We start from the raw sequence: 23004 nt of genomic DNA on the forward strand, positions 1-23004 counted from the left end.
CCCCGTGCTGGAGCAAGACAATGGCAACCACCGACAGCGCACAGCGCTACATGGGCCTGATCGCCGCAACCGTCTTCGTCCTGGCGCTCGCCGGTTTCGGCACCACGCTGCCGGGCTATCTGCAGGCAAGCCACCCGGTTGCGCTGTTGGGGGCGCAAGGCGTGCCGCATGCGCTGGGCTTCAATCTGCTTGCGTTCGTGCTGGTGGGGGCGCTGGGCATGGCTACCGGGGTCAGCCTGCTGGCGCGCATGCCGGCCAAGGCCAGCTGGAGTCTGCGCGTGGGTGGGCAGCTGATCGTGCTCGCCGGACTGGCCTTTCTGGGCATGGGCATGTTGCCGCTGGACCCCACCGATCTGGATGGTCGCGCCAGTCAGGCCCACGCCACCGCCTGGTTGCTGTGGGCGGTGGCGTTCGTGCCCGGCATGTTGTTGCTTGCCGCCGCGCTGCTCAACGGTTCCAATACCCGGGGGCTGGCCTGGCTGAGCCTGGCGGCAGGGCTGCTGGTGGCGGTGCTGGCATTCGGCCCGCCGGGCCTGGTGCGCCAGGCCATTGCGCAACGGCTGGCGTTCCTGGCCTGGGTCGGCTGGCTGGCGGTGGCGGGCTGGATCTGGCCGCCGAAGCCGGCGGCGCTGCGGTAACGGTTTGGTCCACCTGCTGCACTGCGGTACCCTGTACCGCTTTGCACCGCCCGAGCATCCGCTCCCAATGTCCACCGTCGAACCGAACGTCTACGACCCGCAGCAGGTCGAAACCTCCGCCCAGCAGTTCTGGGATGCCACCCGCGCCTTCCAGGTCGACGAGAACTCGGAGAAACCCAAGTTCTATTGCCTGTCGATGCTGCCGTACCCGTCCGGGGCGCTGCACATGGGCCATGTGCGCAACTACACCATCTCCGACGTGGTCAGCCGCTACAAGCGCATGACCGGCCATAACGTGCTGCAGCCGATGGGCTGGGATGCGTTCGGGTTGCCGGCCGAAAACGCCGCCATCAAGAACAAGACCGCGCCGGCCAAGTGGACCTACGCCAACATCGCGCACATGCGCGCGCAGCTGAAATCGCTGGGCTACGCCATCGACTGGTCGCGCGAGTTCGCCACCTGCACGCCGGACTATTACGTGCACGAGCAGCGCATGTTCACCCGGTTGATGCGCAAGGGCCTGGCCTACCGCCGCAACGCGGTGGTGAACTGGGACCCGATCGACCAGACCGTGCTGGCCAACGAGCAGGTCATCGACGGCCGCGGCTGGCGCTCCGGCGCGGTGGTGGAAAAGCGCGAGATCCCGCAGTGGTTCCTGCGCATCACCGATTACGCCCAGGAGCTGCTGGACGGCCTGGATCAACTGGATGGTTGGCCGGATTCGGTCAAGACGATGCAGCGCAACTGGATCGGCCGCTCGGAAGGGCTGGAAATCCAGTTCGACGTGCGCGACACCAATGGCGCTGCGCTGGACCCGCTGCGTGTGTTCACCACCCGCCCGGACACGCTGATGGGCGTGACCTTCGTATCGATCGCCGCCGAGCATCCGCTGGCCTTGCACGCGGCCAAATCCAACCCGGAACTGGCCGCGCTGCTGGAAACGCTCAAGCACGGCGGTGTGTCAGAAGCCGAGCTGGAAACCCAGGAAAAACGCGGCATGGCGACCGGCCTGACCGCGGTTCACCCGATCAGCGGCGAGCAGGTGCCGGTGTGGGTGGCCAACTTCGTGCTGATGGGCTACGGCACCGGCGCGGTGATGGCCGTTCCCGGCCACGACCAGCGCGATTTCGAATTCGCCAACAAGTACGGCCTGCCGATCGTGCAGGTGGTCAAGCTGCGCGAGCCGCGCAACGAAGAAGAGCAAACCTGGGACGCCACCCACTGGCGCGATTGGTACACCGACAAGAGCCGCGAGCTGGAGCTGATCAATTCGGCCGAGTTCGATGGCCTGGATTTCGGCGGCGCCTTCGAAGCACTGGCCGAGCGCTTCGAGCGCAAGGGCCAGGGCCAGCGCCGGGTCAATTACCGCCTGCGCGACTGGGGCGTGAGCCGCCAGCGTTACTGGGGCTGCCCGATTCCGGTGATCTATTGCGCCAAGTGCGGCGCAGTGCCGGTACCGGAAGACCAGCTGCCGGTGGTACTGCCGGAGAACGTGGAATTCTCCGGAACCGGTTCGCCGATCAAGACCGACCCGAACTGGCGCCAGACCACCTGCCCGGACTGCGGCGGCCCGGCCGAGCGCGAGACCGATACCTTCGACACCTTCATGGAATCGAGCTGGTACGTGGCGCGCTACACCAGCCCGAAGGCACGCGACATGGTCGACCGCCGCGCCAATTACTGGATGCCGGCCGACCTGTACGTGGGCGGCATCGAGCACGCGATCCTGCACCTGATGTACTTCCGCTTCTATCACAAGCTCATGCGCGACGCGCGGCTGGTGGACAGCGACGAGCCGGTGACCAATCTGCTCACCCAGGGCATGGTCATCGCCGACACCTTCTATCGCGATGCCGATAACGGCGGCAAGGACTGGATCAATCCGGCCGACGTGGAGATCCAGCGCGACGAGCGTGGCCGCGTCACCGGTGCGGTGCTGATCGCCGACGGCCAACCGGTGCAGATCGGCGGCACCGAGAAGATGTCCAAGTCCAAGAACAACGGCGTGGATCCGCAATCGATGGTGGCCAAGTACGGCGCCGATACGGTGCGGCTGTTCTCGATGTTCGCCGCGCCGCCGGAGCAGTCGCTGGAATGGAACGAGGCCGGCGTGGACGGCATGGCGCGCTTCATGCGCCGGCTGTGGGTGCAGGTACACAAGCATGTAGGCGAGGGCGCAGACGCCGCGCTGGATGTCGCCGCATTGAACGCCGAACACAAGGCGATCCGCCGCAAGACCCACGAGACCATCGGCAAGGTCAGCGACGACTATGGCCGCCGCCACAGCTTCAACACCGCCATTGCCGCAGTGATGGAACTGTCCAACGCGCTGGCCAAGTTCGACGACACCAGCGAACAGGGCCGCGCGGTGCGCCAGGAAGCGCTGGAAGCGATGGTGCTGCTGCTCAATCCGATCACCCCGCACGCCAGCCACGCGTTGTGGCAGGTCCTGGGCCGTGGTGAGACGCTGCTGGAGGACGTGGCCTTCCCGCAGGCCGACGCCAGCGCGCTGGTGCGCGATGCGTTGACGCTGGCGGTGCAGATCAACGGCAAATTGCGCGGCACCATCGACGTCGCCGCCGACGCGACCCGCGAACAGATCGAAGCGCTGGCGCAGGCCGAGCCGAACGCGGCCAAGTTCCTCGAAGGCCTGAGCGTGCGCAAGATCATCATCGTGCCCGGCAAGATCGTGAATATCGTGGCGGGCTGACCGTTGCCACGCCGGTCCGGGCAGTGTCGCGGACCGGTGTGGCGCTGCAAGGTCGCCGCGGCGGTTTCGGCAAGGTGTTGTACTGACGCGTGGTGTTGCGCCGGTCGGGTTGCTGCAGTGGTTGCCTGCGATTGACTGCATTGGTGCGTCGCGACGCATCGGTGAAGTTTCCGCAATGGTTGCTGGTCCTTCATTTCAGTGGCGCCTGGCGACGTGCAGGTGAGATTGCCGGGGTGGCTTGTGGTCATTCATTTCATCGGCGCGTGGCGACGCGTTTGTCATTCGCGGGCGCCGTGTTTTTCGCGGCGCCCTCTCAAGCCCCGTTCACGCGGTGTCGGGCAGGCTAGCCGCCTGTTGCCGCCGCCGGGGCGCTCATCCAGACTGTGCCCATGATTCGATTCCCTACTGCCTTCGCTGCGTCCCTCGTGCTTGTCTCGAGCCTCACCGCCTGCGGCTTTCATCTGCGCAACTCGCTGGCGCTGCCGCCGGACACGCCCGCGGTGAAGGTGCAGTCGGCGGTGCAGTACAGCGAGCTGGCCAAGTTGCTGCGGCGTGGCCTCAAGGCCGCCGGCGCCACCCTGGCCGACGAAGATGCCAAGGCCGGCTTTGCGCAGGTGCAGGTGTTGTCCGAACGTTGGGGCGATCTGCCGATCGCCATCGACAGCCAGGGCCGCGCGCAGGAATACAGCCTGCGCTATGCGGCCATCTTCACCGTCACCACCGCCAACGGCTCGGTGCTGGTGCCGCAGCAGGTGATCGAGCTGTCGCGCGACTACGTGTCGCCACCGGTGGACGCCACCGGCACCGCGACCGAGCGCGAGATCCTCGCCAACGAATTGCGCAAGGACATGTCGGCCTCGATCCTGCGTCGTATCGACAGCGTGGTGCGGGCGCGTCTGGAGCGCGGCGAGACGCTGGAAAGCACGCCCAGCGCGCCGCTGCAGCCGGCCACCACACCGCCGGTGCAGCCGTCCACGCCGGAATCGAGCGTGCCGGCTTCGCTGCCGCCCGCTTCTTCGTCGAATAACTGAGCAGCGGGTGATCATCCCGTCCGCGCATCTGCCGGGCAACCGCGCACGGTGTCCGGAATTGGCTTGCGCCAGGCGCACGTCGCGCTTGCTGCGCGCTGAGCATGCCCCGACGATCGCCGCCGACGCTACGGTGTGCGTGACGGCGCAGTGGCGCGTGCCTTCGTAGTGATGGAACTTACCTAGTCATGGAACTTCGCCCAGAACAGCTCGCCGGCCAGTCCAATCAGCCGCTGCAGCCGGTCTACCTGATCGCCGGTCCGGAGACCTTGCGCGTGCTGGAGGCGGCCGATGCGGTGCGCGCACGCGCGCGCGCCGAAGGCATCAGCGAACGCGAGGTCTTCGATGCCGATGGCCGGGAGTTCGACTGGAACCAGCTGGATGCGACCTTCAACGCGCCCAGCCTGTTCAGTCCGCGCCGGCTGGTGGAAGTGCGCCTGCCCAGCGGCAAGCCGGGCAAGGAGGGCGCCGAGGTCATCACCCGCTTCTGCGCCAACCCGCCGCCGGATGTGGTGCTGTTGATCACCGCCAACGACTGGAGCAAGGCGCACCAGGGCAAATGGGCCGATGCGATCGGCCGCATCGGCACCATTGCGGTGGCTTGGGCGATCAAGCCGCATGAACTGTCCGACTGGATCGAGCGCCGCCTGCGCGCGCAAGGTCTGCGCGCCGATGCGGCCGCCGTGCAGCGCCTGAGCGAGCGGGTGGAAGGCAACCTGCTGGCTGCCGCGCAGGAAATCGACAAGCTCGCCTTGCTGGCCGACGGCAAGACGCTGGACCTGGAGGCGATGGAGTCGCTGGTCGCCGATGCCGCGCGCTACGACGTGTTCCGCCTGGCCGAAACCACGTTTTCCGGGCAGCCGGCCGCAGCGATCCGCATGCTCGCCGGCCTGCGCGCCGAAGGCGAGGCGGTGGCCGCGCTGATGCCGATCCTGATCAAGGAACTGCTGCGCACCGCGTCCCTGGCCAAGGTGCAGGCCAACGGCGGCAACCTCGCTGCCGAAATGAAGGCGCAGGGCCTGTGGGAATCGCGCCAGGCGCCGTTCAAGCGCGCGCTGCAACGGCATCCCGAACCACGCCGCTGGGAGCGCTTCGTCGCCGAAGCCTCGCGGGTCGACCGCATGGCCAAGGGCCGTGCCGACGGCGACCCCTGGGTCGGCCTGGAGCGCCTGCTGGTGGCCGTGGCCGAATCCCGCGCGGTGAGATTGCTGGCGTGAAGGCCGGCGATGCCGCCACCGGCGACCACGCCTCCGCCAAAGACGAGCGACCGGCCTCCCCACGCAGCGCATCCCCCGACCAGGCCGCAGCTGCGGCCCCCACCTCTCCGCCCACCGACTCCCGCCCGGCAGCACCGAACCCACGCTCTTCCGATTCTCCAATCCCGATTCCCGAATCCCCGCTCTACCTGTACTACGGCGGCACCTTCGACCCGGTCCATCTGGGCCACCTCGCCATCGCCTGCGCCGCGCGCGACGAACTGGGCGCGCTGGTGCGCCTGGTACCGGCCGCCGATCCGCCACACCGTCCCGCACCCGGCGCCACCGCAGCGCAGCGCGCGCGCATGCTGGAGCTGGCGCTGGCCGACACCCCCGGGCTGGCGCTGGATACCCGCGAGCTGCAACGCGCCAGCCGCGACCGTGCGCCGTCCTACACCGTCGATACCTTGCGCGCGCTGCGCGCCGAGCTCGGCCCCACGACACCGATCGCCTGGCTGCTCGGTGCCGATGCCTTCGTCGGGCTGAGCAGCTGGCATCAGTGGGAGGATCTGTTCGAACTGGCGCATTTCGTCATTGCCGCGCGTCCGGGCACCACGCTGGACCTGGCCGATGCGCCGCAGCTCGCTGCAGCAGTGCAGGGCCGCTGGGCCGCCAGTCCGGGCGAGCTGGGCATCTCGCCGGCCGGCCGCCTGTGGTCGCTGCAGCAGCCGTTGCGCGGCGAATCGGCCAGCGCGGTGCGCTCGCGCATCGCCGGCGGCGGCGACTGGCAGGCGCTGCTGCCGGCATCGGTGGCCGCATTTATCGCGCACCAGGGCCTCTACGGCTGCGCCCTGCCGACTCGCTGAACACGCAGCCGGCCGGACCGGCCTATAATTCACGCCAATTCCATCGAGTTGCCCGCTTTGACCACCCAAGCCCAAGTCATCAAGACCTCCATCCCGAATCCGCCGCCGTCCGTGCCGGCCCTGCTGGCCACCGTGCGCGAGGCCGTGGAGGAGCTCAAAGCCAAGGACGTGGTCGAGATCGATGTGCGCGGCAAGTCCAGCGTCTGCGATTACATGGTGGTCGCCTCGGGTACCTCGACCCGCCACGTGAAGTCGATTGCCGAAGAAGTGGTCAAGTTCGCCAAGCGGCTGGACGTGATGCCGCTGGGCGTGGAAGGCGAGCGCGAGGCCGAGTGGGTGCTGGTGGACCTGGGCGACGTGGTGGTGCATGTGATGCTGCCGCGCGTGCGCGAGTTCTACGCGCTGGAGCGTCTGTGGACGGTGGGCGACCAGCGTCCGGACGACGCGGACGCGGATGCCCAAGAGTGAGTGAGCCGGGCATGCCGCGCAATGCCCGACCCCCGACCGGTGCGCCTGCCTCGCAGGCGCTGCAACAGCTGCGCAGCCAGGGCGCGCACGCCGCCGGCGCGCAGCTGTCGCCGGCACGCAAGCGCTTCGACCGATTGCTGCGCGACCTGGAACGGCATCGTGCCGACCTGCAGGCCTGGCAGCTTGCACTGTCGCAGTGGCGCACGCGTTACCACGCCGAATTGCAGCCCTTGCTCGACCACCGCCGCGCGGCCGACATCGCCCTGGTCGAAGCGCTGGACCGTGCGCATGCCACGGTCAAGCTGGGCAAGGCCGACCGCGCCTTCCTGTCCGAGTTGCTGTGCGATATCGCCGCCCCGCTGATCGAGGCCGGCCACGCGTCGTTGCGCCCGATCTACGATCGCCACAGCGCAGCCGGTTACGACCAGGAGGTCGCCGAATCCGATGCGCTGATGAAGCAGATCCTCGGCCAGGCCTACGGGCTGGATGCCGACGAGCTGGATGGCATCGATTCGCCCGAGCAGCTCTACGAGCGCGTCAGCGAGCGCCTGCAGCAGGAGCATGCGCAGCAACAGCAACGCCGCACGCAACGGCGCAAGCGTGCCGAGCACAAGGCGGCGGGGGAGCATGCCGAGCCGCCTCCATTGCGCGAGCTGTATCGCAAGCTGGCCGGCAATCTGCATCCGGACCGCGCCAACAGCACCGACGACCACGCCGCGCGCACCATCCTGATGCAGCGGCTCAACGCGGCCTACAAGGCCGGCGATCTGCTGGGTCTGCTCGAACTGCAGGCCGAGATCGGCCTGATGGACGCGCAAGGCGTGGATGCGATGAGCGCCGCGCGCCTGCAGGACTACAACCGCGAGCTGGATCGGCAGTGCAGGCAGCTGCAACAGCAGGTGCGGCAGCAATCGGACGACTTTTGCGCCGAGTACGGGCTGGAGCTGCCGTCGCGCCCCAAGCCGGAGCGACTGGGCCGCTTGATGGCCCAACTCAAGCGCGAAGTCGAAGACGACCTGATGGACGCGCGCCTTGGCCTGCGCGAGCTGGAACACCCGCAATCGTTCAAGCGCTGGTTGAAGCTGCAGCGCGCCCTGGCGGGTGCGCCCGACGCGCCCTGGTTCTGATCCCGGTTCTGAATGTCGCCGCGGGCGCGCACGCCCGCTACCGCAGGTGCGCGCGCGTGCTGTGCGCAGTTGCGGCTGGACACGCTGCCAGCCGGGCAATCGCGACGCGTGCGTGCGCGGCCTTGTGCCGGCGGCCGGGTCGCCGCTGCCGAACCGATGCCGGTCCGTTCGGCAGCGGTGGCCGTTGCCAATGTCTACGAAAGCCAGCTTACCGCCGCAGGCTCACAACGGCCCGCGCTCCCACGGCCCGGTGATCGCCAGGGTGATGCCCGGGGTCTGGATGTTGACGAACAGGGTACGCGCCAGCGGATCCCAGCAGGCGCCGCAGAACTCGGTATCGCGGTAATCGCCCTCGGCAACGGTCTTGCCGGCATCGGCGATCTGCTGCGAGGTGAGCTGCACATTGTTCTTGGCCAGGTAGAACGACTCGCCGCCGCGGGTCAGCCCGAGCAGCCGCGCGCCGGGGCCGTAGTCGTCCGGGCTTGCGCCGCCGTCCTCGCATAGCACCACCCCGCCGCGTGCGCTGACGGTGACGTTGTCCGGGTTGTGCGCGGCCAGTTGATTGCCGCTGACGAACAGGGCGCTCAGGCGTTGCGTGAACAGGTCCAGCACCCATACCGCGCCATTGCCGTAACCGCGGCGGCCCTGTGCATCCACGCCGGTGCTGGTGTCGACGATGAAGAGCTTGCCGTAGCTGTACCAGATGCCTTCGCCACGGCTCATGCGCAGCGCACCATCGGCCCAGGCCTGCGCGAACGGGCCGCTCAACGTGTCGTTGGCGCCGATATCGGCAAAGCCGGCCGGCGCGGCGATGCTGTCCAGATCCGGCTCTTCGATGTCCACCCATTCCAGCTGGAACTGCTGGCCGATGCTGGCGACGGTGAGGTCGGCATTGCGCCGCCCGCGCACGCGTGCGGCCTGCAGCCGGCCACCGTTTTCCAGCGAGCCATTGCGGCCGCGGCGGTCGTTGGGAATGAAGCGGTACAGCCCGGCCTTGTTGCGGTCGTCCTCGGTGAGATAGACGATGCCGGTGCGCGGATCGATCGCCACCGCCTCGTGGCTGAAACGCCCCAGGCCCACCAGCGGGCGGCCGGTGGTGCGCTGGCTGTCCGGGTCCACCTCGAACACGTAGCCATGCTTGCGGCCGGTGCTGGACACTGCATTGGTCTTGATCTCCTCGCAGCTCAGCCAGGTGCCCCACGGCGTGGGGCCACCAGCGCAGTTGACCAGGGTGCCGCCCAGGCTGGGCTCCAGGCTGCCCCAGCCGCGGCGGCCGTAACTCAGCGTGGTGGTGCCGCCGCCGGCGGATTGGGTGCCGCTGACGATGCCGGTGTCGTACATCGCCGGCGCGCGGAACGGCGTGGCCGCACCACGTTCGTGGTTGCGGATCAACACGTATTCCAGGCCGCGCAGCGGGTCGCTGCCGGGACGCCAGTCGGGCCGACGCAGGCCGACCACGGCCATGCCGTCGTGGCGGTCGGGGCAGGGCTGGCCATCGTCCATGCGGTCGCCACTCCAGCCGAACGAGCGATAGCTGAAGCCGTGCGGCAGCTGCAGCAAGGGCAGGCCGGTGCTCTGGTCGGCGACCGGCGCGAGCGGGCCATACCGGCTGGGCACCGGGGCAAGTTGCAGCGGCGGCGAGGAACTGTTGGCGGCCTGGGCCTGGCGCGACTGCAGCGCACTCAAACTGCCAAGCGCACCGGCGGCCATCACGGCAGCACTGCCCTTGAGCACCTGGCGGCGGGCGGGATCGAAAATCGGCATCGAACGACTCCTGCAGGCCGGGTAGTGCACCGACCCTAGAAGCCCGCTGTAACCGCACCATGACACCGCTGTGATCGACCCGGTTCCGATGCCCAAGCTGTGACGCGGATATCATGTCGTCATGAAATGCCGACTTATCGCTACCGGCGAGCGCGCACCGGCCTGGGTGGCGCAGGGCTTTGCCGAATATCAGAAACGTCTCTCGCACTGGATGCCGCTGGAGCTGGTCGAGATCGAACCCGGCCTGCGTGGCAAGGGCCGCGATGCGCAACGCGCGATCGACGACGAAGGCCGCCGCGTGCTCGCCGCGCTGCCCAAGAACGCCCATGTGGTCGCGCTGGATATCCCGGGCCGCCCGCTCAGTTCGGAACAGCTGGCCCAGCGCATGGAACACTGGCGCGGGCAGGGCCGCGATCTGGCGTTCCTGATCGGCGGCCCCGAAGGTCATGCCGCCGAGGTGCTGAAAAGCGCCAGCGAAAGCTGGTCGATCGGCCCGCTGACCCTGCCGCACATGCTGGTGCGCCTGATCGTCGCCGAGCAGCTGTACCGCGCTGCGGCGATGCTGGCCAACCATCCGTATCACCGCGCCTAAGCGGCATGCGCGATGGCAGCATTCCGCGCGTCGCCGCTGCTTTCGGGATGGCTGTGCGGGCGAGTAGCCGCGCGCATCCTCAACCCGATCCGCGAGACCGTACGTCGTCGCGTGCACGCAAGGCGCAATGCAATGATGCGCATGCAACGGCTGAAACCGTGGCCTCGCAGCGGCCGGCTGCGCAACGCCAGGCCATGCGGCGACCGGGCATCCGGGTCGCCGCAGGTGATGACGCATCAGTTCAACGAAAAACTCACCGGCACCAGGCCGTAGGCCTGCACGGCCTGACCGTTCTGCATCGCCGGCTGGAAGCGCCAGTTGCGCAGCACCTGGCTGCGTGCCGCCAGGTCGAGCGCGCGATGACCGCTGCTGGTCTGCACGCTCACCTCGGCCGGGCGCCCATCGGTACCGACCAGCACGCGCAGCAGCACCGTACCCTGCTGCCCCGCACGCAATGCAGCCACCGGGTAACTCGGTGCGGGCGAGCTCAGATACTGCAGCTGACCTGCCTCGACCGGGCCGCTGGGCGCGGCAATCGCCGGCGCGCTGTCAGACACCGCCTCCGAGACCGCAGGTAAGGCGAACGCTGCGTTGTCGACCACGGCGGGCTCACTGATCACCGGGGCCTGCACCTGCACCGGCACCGTGGTCGGCGGTGTGTGCGTCGTCTGCGGCGTGAACTCCACCTTGATCGGAAACACCGGTGGCGACGGCGTCTCGATGGTGATGGGCATGACCCAGCGTTCTTTCGGTACGGGCTGCTGCGGAATTGCCCGGTACGAGAGCGGTATCAACAACAACCCGCCAGCGAGCAGATGCAAGGCCACCGCCGTGCTCATCGCCAGCACGCGCGAGGTGTCGATGCCGGTGGATCGGGAAGAAACCTGCGATTGCGTGCGAACCATCATCCACCTCCTCAACGGAACTGCGGAAAGGACCAGCGCGACCCGGACGCACTACACCATCCGGTAGCGTAGGTTTACCTCAGCGCGCGCGGCTGCACAAGCGGGGCGCGTGTCTGCGAAGGCGTTGCACACCGCGAAGGATGCCGGAGCGATTCCGCGACCATGTCGATATCGATCGCTGGCCGGCTTTTTAAGGCGCAAACAGAACAGGATTACTCGTAGGCAAACGCCCAGCCGGAGCTGGGCGTTTGCGGTAGAAAAGCCCAGCCCGTTGCGGGGCTGGGGAAACGACGCTGACGGGAGAGTGCGTCAGTAGTCGTACGACACCGAGAACATCGCGTAGCGCGGCTGGGTGAAGAACGCGCCCATGTTGTAGGTGTTGGACAGGGTGAACGGGCTGTCTTCCCAGGTGGAATCGACCTGCAGCGGCTTGCGCTCGTTGAAGATGTTGAACGCCTGCAGGGTCATGGCAAGCTTGTTGTCCGCGAATGCCGGGCGATAGGTCAGGCCCAGGTCGACGATCTTGGTCCACGGCAGCCGGCCGGCATCGCCCGGACGCGACGGCTGGCCGTTGCAGGTGTGGTAGGAGGAGCCATAGCCCACCGGGTCGCCGGCGTCGGAATCTTCGCTGATGCCGTTGATGCTCACGTAACCCAGGCAGGACTTCGGCGTGCCGGACAACACACGGATATTGCCGGCGATCAGCCATTCCGGCGCGATCTGGTAAGAGCCGTAGATCTTGATCTGATGACGTCGATCGTTGGCCAGATAGCCGCCGGAATACCACATGAGTGCGGCCGCATCCCAATCCTGGGTTTTGGACACATCGGTCTGCCCGATATCGGATTTCACCTGGCCTTCGGTATTGCCGAAGTTGCGCGACCAGGTGTAGTCGATACGGCCTTCCCACTTGCCGTCGAACGGATGCTGCAGGAACAGGTCCACTGCCAGATAGGTGCGCTTGGCCTCCTTGTCGAAGCCCCAGTCCGAGGGCGACATTGACACCGAGGTGCGGCCGGACCCATTGAGGTTGGCCAGGCTGAAGGAGTTGGTTTCGCCGGGATTGAAGATGATGCAGCCGGGCACGTTGACGGTGCTCGGGTCGACACCCGATGCGGTCAACTTGGTGCGCATCCGGTCCGCATCGCAGACGTCGTCAATGGTGGCGCCGAGTGTGCGATAGGTGGCTTTGGCGCCAGTGACCCAGCTCTCACCCAGCGTCTTGTCGAAGCCGAGCATGAACTCGTCCTGGTACATCGACTTCAGGTCGGTGGCGGCAATGCCGGCGGCATCCGGTGCCTGACCGCATTCCAGATTGGAGGACACGACGTTGCCCGAACAGGAGAATCCGGCGGAGGGATCGACCGCGACCGGCGTCAGCCCGGTCGGGCTGCCTTGCGCATCGATGCCGGTGTAGGTGAAGTATTCGCGCGTAAACGTGGACGGCGATGCGCCACGGATGGCCACGCTATTGGGCAGTGCCAGGTAGTAGCGGCCGGCGTTGCCGTAGACCTTGAGCGACGAATCGCCGAACACGTCCCAGCTCAGTCCCAGGCGCGGCGCCCACTGGTCGCCACTGGTCACGTAGGGCACGCCCGCGTCGTTGAAGTTGGTGAACTTGTCGTTGCGGATACCCAGCGTCAACAGCAGCTTGTCGTTGACCTGCCACTTGTCTTCGAGGAAGTAGGCTTTCTGCTCGACCGACATGCTGGTTGCCGTACTGAACACCGAGCGATAGGCGTAGTAGCCGTTGCCACCGGCCGGGCCCACGCCCAGCGCAGCGCTGATGGGCGAGGTGGGGCGCGAAGAGCGACCGTAGATCCAGCGGAAGCCGGGGCCGGTGGTGATGACACCTTCGTTGTTGGCGTTGAAATACATGTTGTCCACACCTGCAGTGAGGGTGTGGCTGCCCAGCACGTATTCCAGGTCGATGCGCAGTCCGCGCGTCTTGTTTTCGCCATCGCGCGCCTGGCTGGAGGTCTGGTTGTTGCGGATCTCGCTGCCTCCGGTGATGGCCGGATCCTGCAGATTGGTATTGCTCAGCAACGGCGCGGTGCTGGGGTTGTTGCGGAAGTCGGTCTGGCGGCTCTTGCCGTAGGTGGCACTCAGGGTCAGATCATCAGTGATATAGCTGGTGTACTTGCCGATGTAATAGCGGTCGTTGACCTTGACCGTATCGGCGAATGCGCCGTTGGCGTCGCCGTTGACGCCCGCATAGCCACCGAAATCGCTGTAGGCACCGCCTTCGCGGTAATTGTTCTTGACGCCGGTCAGTTCGAGGATATTGCTGTCGTTGATGTTCCAGTCGATCTTTGCGTAGACCTTCGGCTCATCGAGGCGGTAGTTATTGCGGCCGATCACCGGGTCGTCCCGGCGTGCGGTGGACACCCCTTCGGTGCGTTCCTGCTCTGCGGCAACGAATACGAACAAGCGGTCTTCGATCAGCGGGCCGCCGCCATAAACGCTATAGACCGTATTCCAAAAGGTGTCGTCCTTTCGGCTACGGTAAAGAGTGCCGGGCAGGCTGTCGTCGCTGTATTCATAGCCGGCAGGTGGTGCGGCATCCGGGTAGAAGACATTTTTGTAGTCGCTGGACAGCGACTTCGGACGCCATAGCACCTGTGCGCCGAAGTGCCATTCGTTGGTGCCGCGCTTGCCGACCTGGCTGAGCACGCCGCCTGCGGAGCGGCCATACCGGGCGCTGTAGCCGCCGGTATAGGTTTCCTGCTGGTCGATAGCGCCGAACGGCAAGGTGACGCCACCGATGTTGGAAAGCGGGTTGGAGCTGAGATAGCCGTTGAGGTAATAGGCGTTTTCGGTCACGCCGGCGCCGCCGAAGGAAATCGCATTGCCGAAATAGCCGCTGCCCTGCACGGCCCCTGGCGACAGCAGTGCAATGGCTTCGCCAGAGCGCGCCAGCGGCAAACGCTGCAACTGCTCGGCAGTAATCACGGTGCGCGAGGCGGTGGCGGACACATCCACCGGCGAGATGTTCTTGCCGGTCACGGTGATCGTGCCCAGGGTGGCGGTGTCACCGGCGGCAACGCCGCCGAAGGACACATCGGTGCCTGCGCCGACGCGCAGGGCGATGTTCTTGCGTGTCTCTACGGATTGTCCGTCGCGTTGCAAGGTGACCGTATAAGTGCCGACGGGAAGATTGCCGATCGCGTAGCGCCCGTTGGCATCGACGATCGCGGTCCGGGCAAAACCGGTATCGCTTTGTGCCGTGACGGTTGCACCGGCGGCAGCGGGTGCACTGCCGTAAATACCCGCAGTGGTGCTTTGTGCGGCGGCAGTGCCCGACGCCAGCACGCCGACGGCGCCGCTCAGCGCAAGCGCAAGTACGCTGATGCGGGCATATCGCGCCCGCGATGCTGGATGGAAGGTGCGCTTTGAAACAGCATTGCCGGACATCGTCTCTCTCCAGAAGAGCGCCATCACGAATATGACGGTGCGCTGACAACCGATGCTAGAGAGCTGTAGAGGTTGCTTAAAGAATTTTTTCTCTAAATTTCATGTTTTTTTAAGCACAAATGCACGAAATCGCCTATTCATGCTGGATAGACGTGACTTTGAGTACCTGCAAGTCACCATGTTATAAGTTTTAAAAGTAACTTGATTGCTGGTTGAAGGGCGATGAAGCACCACCTCGCGATGGGCTGCGGAAACGACACTGACGTCCTAAGAGGGCAGTGAGCGGCGCGCGTCAGGACGAGATTTGCCTCTTCAACGACCCAACTCGAAGGTCACATCCAGGTTGATCGACAAGATGCTCTCGCCCGGGGCGACCTGGGTGTCCATCTCGGCCTTGGCCGAGCGCATCGAGGCGGCCATCATCATCGGACGCACGCCGCCGCCGCTGCGGCCTTCGGAGATGCTGACGATGCGGCGTACCTTCAGGCCCAGCGACTTGGCATAGGTGTCGGCGCGGGCCTGGGCCTTCTTCAGCGCGGCCACGCGGGCCTCGTCGTAGGCCGGTTCGGGCTGGTCGACCGAGAAGCTGGGGCCGTTGATGTCGTTGGCGCCCTGGGCGACCAGCGCGTCCAGCACCTTGCCCAGGCGCGAGATGTCGCGGACCTTGAGGCTGACCGTGTTGCTGGCCTGGTAGCCGTTGATCCTGGGCGCTTCGTTTTCCTTGTAGGTGTACTGCGGGCTGAGGTGGATGCCGGTGGTCTGCACGTCCTTGTCGGCGATGCCGGCGGCCTTGATCGCGGCCATGACCTTGCTCATCTGGTCGGCGTTCTGGCGCATGGCGGCGTTGCCGTCGGCGGCCTGGGTGACCACGCCGGCCGACAGCGTGGCGATGTCCGGTATGCGCTTGGCGTCCGCTTCGGCCGACACGTTGAGCAGGGTGCCGTCATTGGGAATGGTGTAGCTCGGAGCGGTCTGGGCGTGGGCGGTCATGGCGGTTCCGGCAGCGATGGACAGGGCCAGCAACAACGGTTTGAGGGTGGTACGCATGAGATCTCCTTGTCTGTAGGGGAAGCGTGTTGCCGGTTCGATGAACATGTTGTGAGTCGAACGCGACCACTGCCGCCCGGATCGGCAAGCGGGCGGGGAGGGGCAACAGGTATGCTGGACGGATGCTCTATCTCGCCTCCCGGTCGCCGCGCCGGCAAGAACTGCTGCAACGCTTGGATGTGCCTTTCCAGACCCTGCAACTGGACGTGCCCGAACTGCGCGCGCCCGACGAATCGCCTGCGCAATACGTGCAGCGCGTGGCGCTGGACAAGGCGCGTGCCGGCCTGGCGCAGGTGCAGGCCGGCGACCCCGATGCGATCGTGCTCGGCTCCGATACCGAGGTGGTGCTGGGCGAACGGGTATTCGGCAAGCCGGCCGATGCGGACGATGCGATCGCCATGCTGAGCCTGCTGTCCGGGCGTACCCACCAGGTGCTCACGGCCGTGGTTCTAGTCTGCGCGCAACGCGCCCCGGTGCAGACGCTGGTGGTGTCGGAGGTGACCTTCGCGTCACTCGATGCTGCGCAGATCGCCGCGTACGTGGCGTGCGGCGAGCCGATGGGCAAGGCCGGCGCGTATGCAATCCAAGGCCGCGCCGAAGGTTTTATCAGCCATCTGTCCGGCAGCTATTCCGGCGTGATGGGATTGCCGCTGTTTCACACCTCGCAGTTGCTCACAGCCCTCGGAGCGCATTGATGTCGGAAGAGATCTTGGTCAACGTCACCCCGCGCGAAACCCGCGTCGCGGTGATCGAGAACGGCATGCTGCAGGAGCTGCATATCGAGCGCGGCTGGCGCCGGGGCGTGGTCGGCAATATCTACAAGGGCAAGGTGCAGCGGGTGATGCCGGGCATGCAGGCGGCCTTTGTCGAGCTGGGCCTGGAGCGCGCCGCGTTCCTGCATGCCAACGACGTGGTGCGGCCGGCGCCGGCACCGGCCAGCGTGGTCGATACCGAGGAGACCCCGATCCCGCCGCCGCCGCCGGCCGCGGTGCCGATCGTGGAACTGCTGCGCGACGGGCAGGAGATCGTGGTGCAGGTGGTCAAGGACCCGATCGGCACCAAGGGCGCGCGGCTGACCACGCAGATCAGCATTCCTTCGCGCTACCTGGTGCTGCTGCCGCAGTCCAAGATCGTCGGGGTGTCGGCGCGGATCGAGGACGAGGCCGAGCGGCTGCGCCTGAAGACCATCGTCAGCGAGGTCTCGGCCCAGCACGGCGGCTTCGGCTACATCATCCGCACCAACGCCGAAGGCCAGCCGGCCGAGGCGCTGGCCGAGGACATCGCCTACCTGTCGCGGGTCTGGAACGTGGTCGAGCGGCGCGGCCGCGAGGCGCCGCCGTGCAGCATCATCTACGAAGACCTGAGCCTGCCGTTGCGTGCGGTGCGCGATCTGATCCGCCGCGACGTGGAAAAGGTCAAGGTCGATTCCAACGAGACCTTCGTGCAGTTGCAGGCGTTCGTGGCCAAGTACATGCCGGTGCTGGCCGAACGGCTGGAGCTGTATACCGGCGACCGGCCGATCTTCGACCTGTACGGGGTCGAGGACGAGATCGGGCGCGCGCTGAACAAGCAGGTCCCGCTCAAGTCCGGCGGCTACCTGGTGATCGACCAGACCGAGGCGATGACCACCATCGACGTCAATACCGGTTCGTTCGTCGGCCAGCGCAATCTCGAGGAAACCGTGTTCCGCACCAACCTGGAGGCCGCGCAGGCGGTGGCGCGGCAGCTGCGGCTGCGCAACCTGGGCGGCATCATCATCATCGACTTCATCGACATGGACGATGCCGAGCACCGCCGCCAGGTACTGCGCACGCTGGAGAAAGCGCTGGCGCGCGATCACGCCAAGACCACCGTGTACGAATTCTCGCCGCTGGGCCTGGTCGAGATGACCCGCAAGCGCACCGTCGAAAGCCTGGAGCGGCAGCTGTCGGAAACCTGCGGCCAGTGCAGCGGGCGCGGCACCATCAAGACCGCCGAGACGGTGACCTACGAGATCTTCCGCGAGATCACCCGCGCGGTGCGCCAGTTCGACGCGGCGCGGCTGCTGGTGATCGCCTCGTCGAAGGTGGTCGCCCGCATCACCGACGAAGAATCGGCCGCGGTGGCCGAGCTGGAGGAATTCCTCGGCAAGAGCATCCGCTTCCAGTCCGACGACCAGTATCTGCAGGAGCAGTTCGATGTGGTGCTGCTGTGAGGCGGGGAATGGAGAGTCGGGAATCGGGAATGGGGGTGGAGCGAAAGGCGCTCTGCGGGGTGCCGGTGACATCTTTAGAATGGCGGCGCGCGCGGATGGATGATCGTGTGCGCGGCGCGGTTTGTGCTCCTGCGATTCCCTATTCCCTATTCACCATTCCCCGCCGTTAATGCCCACCCCGCTGCGCCGCCGTCTCCGCCTGTTTCGCCGCTATGCGATCACTGCCACCGCGCTTGCGCTGGTGGCGATCGCGTTGCTGGTGGGTGCGGCCAGCCAGGCGTTGCCGCTGGCCGAGCAGCGGCCGCAGCAGATCGCCGCGTGGCTGAGCGCGCGCGCCGGCCAGCCGATCGCGTTCGATCGCCTGCAGACCGAATGGACCCGGCGCGGCCCGTTGCTGCGGCTGGATGGCCTGCGGATCGGCCCGCATGGCGAGGTGCGCGTGGGCCAGGCCGAACTCCTGCTGGCGATGTACGCCGGCCTGTTGCCCGGCCACTCGCTGACCGAGGTGCGTCTGCGTGGCCTGGCGCTGACGCTGCAACGTAGCGACGATGGCGTCTGGTCGGTGCAGGGGCTGCCGGCCAGGCGGCGTTTGGACCCATTGGAAGCGCTGCGCCGGCTCGGCGAGATCCAGGTGGCCGAGGCGCGCCTGCGCGTGGCCGCGCCGTCGATCGGCGTGGATACCACGCTGCCGCGCATCGACCTGCGCCTGCGCGCCAACGGCTCGACGGTGAAGGTCGGCAGCCGCGCCTGGATCGACCTGCAGCGCGCACCGTTGACCACGGTGATCGCGTTCGATCGCGACAGCGGCGACGGCAGCGCCTATGCGCAAGCCGACCCGGCCGATCTGGCCGCCTGGGCGGCGTTGCTGCAGTTCGGCGGCATGCGCGTGGACGGCGGCGGCGGACGCCTGCAGGCCTGGGCGCAGTTGCGCGCGCGCCGGATCACCGCGGTCACCGTGGACGCCGATCTGCAACAACTGCGATTGTCCGGCGCACCTTTGCCCGAGCAGGCCGCACGCCGCACATTGGTGTGGGAGCGGCTGCAGGCGCGCGCGCGCTGGCAGACCATCGACGGCGGCTGGCGCATGGATGCGCCGCTGCTGCGCCTGGGCCAGGCGGCCAGGCTGCAGCGGCTGGACGGGCTGAGCATTGCCGGCGGGCGCCGTTATGCGGTGGTGGGCAAACACCTCGATGTCTCGGGCCTGATCGCGGCGGCCGCCTTGAGCGAGCAGCTGTCGCCCGGCCTGCGGCGCTGGCTGAGCCTGTCCCGGCCGCAGCTGCGCCTGGCCGATCTGCAGATCGCCGGCGAGCAGGGCGGAGCGGTGCGCGCGCAGGGACGGATCGAGGAACTGGGCTTTCTGCCGGTGGGCAACGCGCCGGGCATCAGCGGCCTGCGCGGCCGGATCGATGGCGATGCGCAGGCGATCCAGCTCGACCCCGCGCCGGATGCCACGCTGCGCTTCGACTGGCCGACCGGGTTCGGCGTGGTGCACGAGCTGCAGCTGGCCGGCAGCATCGTGGGCTGGCGCGACGGTGCCGGCTGGCAGGTCGCCACGCCGGCGTTGCGCGTACAGGCCAGGGACTATGGCGCCCGCGTGCGCGGCGGGCTGTGGTTCCAGAACGATGGCAGCCGCCCGCGCATCCAGCTGGCCACGCAACTGGACGATGTCGCCTTGCCGGTGGCGCGCAAGTTCTGGATCCGCTCCAAGATGAGCAAGGCGGCCATCGACTGGCTGGACACGGCGGTTGCCGGTGGCGTGATCACCGGTGGCACCGGCCTGGTCAGCGGCGACCTGGACGACTGGCCGTTCGACAACAACGACGGCCGCTTCGAGGCCTTCGGCCAGATCCGCGACGGCGTGATTCCGTTCAATCCGGACTGGCCGGCGATGGAGCAGGTGCAGGCCGGGCTGCGCTTCATCGGCAACGGATTTTCCCTGCAGGGCAAGGGCGAGCTGGCCGGCGCGCCGATCGCGTCGCTGGAGGCGGGCATTCCCAGCTTCGCCACCTCCGAGCTGTACGTGCGCGCCTCCACCCGGGCCGATGCCGCGCAGCTGCTGGGCATGTTGCGCAAGAGCCCGCTGGAGCAGCGCTACAGGGATACCTTGCGCAATCTCACGGTGTCCGGCCCGGCAGCGGTGAGCTTCGACCTGCTGCGGCCCCTGCGCACCGGCGGTGTGGGCGGCCATCTGCAGGGCACGGTTGCGCTGCAGGGCGCCAGGCTGGGCGATGCGCGCTGGAACCTGGCCTTCGACCAGGTCAGCGGGCAGGCCGAGTACCGCGATAGCGGCTTTGCCGCCGAGCGCCTGAGCGTCCAGCACCAGGGCCGCAGCGGCGAGTTGTCGTTGCGTGCCGGCGGCTTCGTGCAGGACCCCGAGCAGGCCTTCGAGGCGCGCTTCGGCGCCACCCTGGATGCGAAAGAGCTGTTCGACCGCGCGCCGCAGATGGAATGGTTGCGCCCCTATGTGCATGGCAGCGCACCGTGGCAGGTGGGCGTGGACGTGCCGCTGCCGCCGCCGGGGCAGGCCGAGGCGCAGGCGTTGCTGACGCTGCGCTCGCAGCTGGTCGGCACCACCCTGGATCTGCCCGCACCCCTGGACAAGGCGGCCACGCAGCCGCTGGACACGCAGGTCAAGGTGGCCTTGCCGGTGGGCGATGGCGACATCGACGTGGCCTTCGGCAAGCTGGTCGCGCTCAAGGCCAGCAGCCAGGGCAACCAGACCGGCGTGCGCGTGGTCATGGGTACCGACACGGTCACCGAGCGGCCGCCCGCCAACGGCCTGGTGGTCACCGGCCGCACTGCCTCGCTGGATGCGATCGACTGGATCAGCCTGGCGCGCGGCAGCAGCGAGCCGGACCTGCCGCCGCTGCCAGGCCAGCCCGCAGCACCGAAACAGGACGCCGTGCCATTGCAGCAGGTGGATGTGCAGGCCGACCGGTTGCTGATGATCGGCGGCGTATTCCCGCAGACGCGCCTGCGCCTGCGGCCGATCCGCGACGCAGTGGCGGTGACCCTGGACGGCCCGTCGCTGGCCGGCCAGCTCAGCGTGCCCAATGCCGATGGCGCCGCCGTGCAGGGCAAGCTGAGTACGGTGCACTGGCAGCCGGTGGCCGCACCGGCCGAGCCGGCCGCACCCGAGCCGGGCGATCCGCTGGCCGGGGCCTTGCCGGAACCGGCGCGCCGCGCGGTGGCCGAGTTCGACCCGGTCTCGATCCCGCCGCTGTCGCTGGATATCGACGACCTGCAGGTCGGCAAGATGACCCTGGGCGCGGCCACGCTGCGCAGCAGCCGGCTGACCGACGGCATGCAGGTGGACCAGCTGCAATTGCGCTCCAACGACCAGAACATCGGCCTGACCGGTGCCTGGCGCGGCAGGGGCGATTCCGCCAGCACCCGGCTGTCGGCACGGGTGGACAGCCGCAATCTCGGCAACCTGCTGCAGAACCTCACCCTGGGCGGCCAGCTGCGCGGCGGCGAAGGCCAGCTGGAACTCAATGCCGGCTGGCAGGGCTCGCCGACCGGGTTTGCGCTCGGTTCGCTGGATGGCGATCTCAAGATCGACGTGCGCAACGGCCAGCTGCTGGAAGTGGACCCCGGTGCCGGCCGCGTGCTCGGCCTGCTCAGCGTGGCGCAGCTGCCGCGCCGGTTGATGTTCGACTTCCGCGATTTCTTCTCCAAGGGGCTGGCCTTCAACAAGCTGGCCGGCGAAGTGCGCTTTGGCGAGGGCTTCGCACGCACCGATGCGATCCGCATCGAAGGCCCGGCCGCCGACATCGCCATCCGGGGGCTGACCGACCTGCGTGCGCAGACCTTCGACCAGACCGTGGACGTGAACCCCAAGGCCGGCAATCTGCTCACCGTGGTCGGCGCGGTGGCCGGCGGCCCGGTCGGGGCGGCGGTGGGCGCGGCCGCCAATGCGGTGCTCGGCAAGCCGCTGGGGGCGATCGGCGCCAAGACCTATCACGTCACCGGGCCGTGGAAGGATCCGCAGGTGGACGTGGTGGAACGCGAGGTGCGCGAGCGGGCGTCCGGCAAGCCGCCTGCAGAAGGCGCGCCCGCGGCAACGCCAGGCACGCCCGGTCGGTCGCCACGCTGACGCGCCCGGTTGCGGGCGCGCTGGCGAGTGTCGGTGCTGCTGGTCGCGGGCGCTCAGGCCTTGCGGCAAGGGATCGAACGCGGCACGCGCATCAGCGGGCGCGTCCCGTGCGCCGACGCACTCAGTCGAGCGGACCGTCGCCGTCGCTGTCGGCGCGCACGAACATCGGCAGACGCAGGCGCGAACGGTGGCCCTGCACCGGCGCCTGATCGGCACCGGCGGCGCCACGGAAATAGCCGCGTTGCCATTTCTCGCGCGCCGCGGCCGACTGCGCATCCGGCAGTTCCTGCAGAAACTGCGTGCGGCTGCGCGTCCAGTCGGCATGCTGTTGCGCCAATTGCGGCGCCTCCGACAAGGGCTTCCACTGCGGCTGCACCTGTTCGATCAGCTGGCGCGGCAGCGGGAACAGATGGCAGAACGGCTCGCCGGCCGCGAAGCGCACCTGCCCGGGCCGGGTGAACTTCCAGTTCATGGTGAAGGTGGACGGGCTCCAGTCGGTTTCGACCATGCCGCTCAGCGCGCCGATGCCGTCCTTGGGCCGGTTCAATGGTCCGGTGACGAACAGGTCCATGCCGGTGTCGGTGCGAAACAGGCAGGGCACGTGGAAGGTCAGCACGCCGTAGCCGAAGTGGCTGAGCGCCGGTGACGCGGCGCCGGCGTCGGTAGTGATCCGGATCGCATCCAGGCCATCGCGCCCGTCCCAGCTGGCTTCGAAACCGGCCTGGCACAGCAGCTCCCAGCCATGCGCATTGGCGATCGCCAGCGGCAGGCAGCGGTAGGCATAACGCTGGTCGGTGGCGTCCATCCAGTCGCGCTCGTGCGGGGCGGGGCGGATGTCCAGCGTGTGGCCATCCAGGACGTGGGCAGTGAGCTTCATGCGCGGGCGTCGGCGTGGCGATGGGCCCGCGATGATAGCTGTGCGGCATGTTCAGCCGAACGACTTGTCTCCCCGGCGCGCG

General features: G+C 67.6%; 16 protein-coding genes. 11 read left to right on the forward strand and 5 right to left on the reverse strand.

Annotated elements, in window-relative coordinates; genetic code table 11:
- Window positions 1-20: 20 nt before the first annotated feature.
- From XarbCFBP7408_RS06675 to XarbCFBP7408_RS06705, 7 genes are all read left to right on the forward strand, one after another.
- Window positions 21-638, forward strand: a complete 618-nt coding sequence (locus XarbCFBP7408_RS06675; protein WP_104562286.1) for a DUF998 domain-containing protein — start codon at window positions 21-23, stop codon at window positions 636-638.
- A 67-nt stretch (window positions 639-705) separates the two neighbouring features.
- Window positions 706-3348 (forward strand): leucine--tRNA ligase, encoded by a 2643-nt coding sequence (gene leuS, locus XarbCFBP7408_RS06680; protein WP_104562287.1) that lies wholly within the window; start codon window positions 706-708, stop codon window positions 3346-3348.
- 389 nt (window positions 3349-3737) lie between these two features.
- On the forward strand, window positions 3738-4379 hold the full coding sequence (gene lptE, locus XarbCFBP7408_RS06685) for an LPS assembly lipoprotein LptE (RefSeq protein ID WP_104562288.1): 642 nt from the start codon (window positions 3738-3740) through the stop codon (window positions 4377-4379).
- A gap of 185 nt (window positions 4380-4564) precedes the next feature.
- Window positions 4565-5593, forward strand: coding sequence for a DNA polymerase III subunit delta (gene holA / locus XarbCFBP7408_RS06690; RefSeq protein ID WP_104562289.1), 1029 nt, complete (start codon window positions 4565-4567; stop codon window positions 5591-5593).
- A complete protein-coding gene (gene nadD, locus XarbCFBP7408_RS06695; protein ID WP_104562290.1) occupies window positions 5590-6438 on the forward strand; it encodes a nicotinate-nucleotide adenylyltransferase in 849 nt (282 codons plus the stop codon). The genes holA and nadD overlap by 4 nt, the downstream gene beginning before the upstream one ends.
- Window positions 6439-6495: 57 nt before the next feature.
- Window positions 6496-6906, forward strand: a complete 411-nt coding sequence (gene rsfS, locus XarbCFBP7408_RS06700) for a ribosome silencing factor (protein WP_104562291.1) — start codon at window positions 6496-6498, stop codon at window positions 6904-6906.
- 11 nt (window positions 6907-6917) lie between these two features.
- Entirely contained in the window at window positions 6918-8033 is a 1116-nt protein-coding gene (locus XarbCFBP7408_RS06705; protein WP_104562292.1) for a J domain-containing protein, read from the forward strand.
- A gap of 222 nt (window positions 8034-8255) precedes the next feature.
- Here the strand turns inward: XarbCFBP7408_RS06705 and XarbCFBP7408_RS06710 are convergent, their stop codons facing one another.
- On the reverse strand, window positions 8256-9797 hold the full coding sequence (locus tag XarbCFBP7408_RS06710) for an alkaline phosphatase PhoX (RefSeq protein WP_104562293.1): 1542 nt from the start codon (window positions 9795-9797) through the stop codon (window positions 8256-8258).
- 121 nt (window positions 9798-9918) lie between these two features.
- On the opposite strand from XarbCFBP7408_RS06710, the gene rlmH reads away from it, so the two are divergent.
- Entirely contained in the window at window positions 9919-10389 is a 471-nt protein-coding gene (rlmH, locus tag XarbCFBP7408_RS06715) for a 23S rRNA (pseudouridine(1915)-N(3))-methyltransferase RlmH (RefSeq protein ID WP_104562294.1), read from the forward strand.
- A gap of 236 nt (window positions 10390-10625) precedes the next feature.
- On the opposite strand, the gene XarbCFBP7408_RS06720 is transcribed toward rlmH, so the two are convergent.
- The 3 genes from XarbCFBP7408_RS06720 to XarbCFBP7408_RS06730 form a co-directional block, all read right to left on the reverse strand.
- Window positions 10626-11297, reverse strand: a complete 672-nt coding sequence (locus tag XarbCFBP7408_RS06720) for an energy transducer TonB (protein WP_104562295.1) — start codon at window positions 11295-11297, stop codon at window positions 10626-10628.
- A gap of 306 nt (window positions 11298-11603) precedes the next feature.
- Complete coding sequence (locus XarbCFBP7408_RS06725; RefSeq protein ID WP_104562296.1) at window positions 11604-14708, reverse strand: TonB-dependent receptor domain-containing protein; 3105 nt, start codon at window positions 14706-14708, stop codon at window positions 11604-11606.
- Window positions 14709-15020: 312 nt separating this feature from the next.
- Entirely contained in the window at window positions 15021-15755 is a 735-nt protein-coding gene (locus XarbCFBP7408_RS06730; protein ID WP_104562297.1) for an SIMPL domain-containing protein, read from the reverse strand.
- 122 nt (window positions 15756-15877) lie between these two features.
- Here XarbCFBP7408_RS06730 and XarbCFBP7408_RS06735 point away from each other — a divergent pair, with 122 nt between their 5' ends.
- The 3 genes from XarbCFBP7408_RS06735 (at window position 15878) to XarbCFBP7408_RS06745 (ending at window position 22045) form a co-directional block, all read left to right on the forward strand.
- Complete coding sequence (locus XarbCFBP7408_RS06735) at window positions 15878-16450, forward strand: Maf-like protein (protein ID WP_104562298.1); 573 nt, start codon at window positions 15878-15880, stop codon at window positions 16448-16450.
- On the forward strand, window positions 16450-17949 hold the full coding sequence (gene rng / locus XarbCFBP7408_RS06740) for a ribonuclease G (protein WP_104562299.1): 1500 nt from the start codon (window positions 16450-16452) through the stop codon (window positions 17947-17949). Before XarbCFBP7408_RS06735 ends, rng begins: the two co-directional genes overlap by 1 nt.
- Before the next feature lie 169 nt (window positions 17950-18118).
- Entirely contained in the window at window positions 18119-22045 is a 3927-nt protein-coding gene (locus tag XarbCFBP7408_RS06745; RefSeq protein WP_104562300.1) for a YhdP family protein, read from the forward strand.
- Window positions 22046-22166: 121 nt separating this feature from the next.
- Here the strand turns inward: XarbCFBP7408_RS06745 and XarbCFBP7408_RS06750 are convergent, their stop codons facing one another.
- Window positions 22167-22922, reverse strand: a complete 756-nt coding sequence (locus tag XarbCFBP7408_RS06750; protein ID WP_104562301.1) for a DUF6065 family protein — start codon at window positions 22920-22922, stop codon at window positions 22167-22169.
- Window positions 22923-23004 lie beyond the last annotated feature (82 nt).

This window comes from Xanthomonas arboricola pv. guizotiae (genome assembly GCF_002940205.1).
GTDB lineage: Bacteria > Pseudomonadota > Gammaproteobacteria > Xanthomonadales > Xanthomonadaceae > Xanthomonas > Xanthomonas arboricola_C.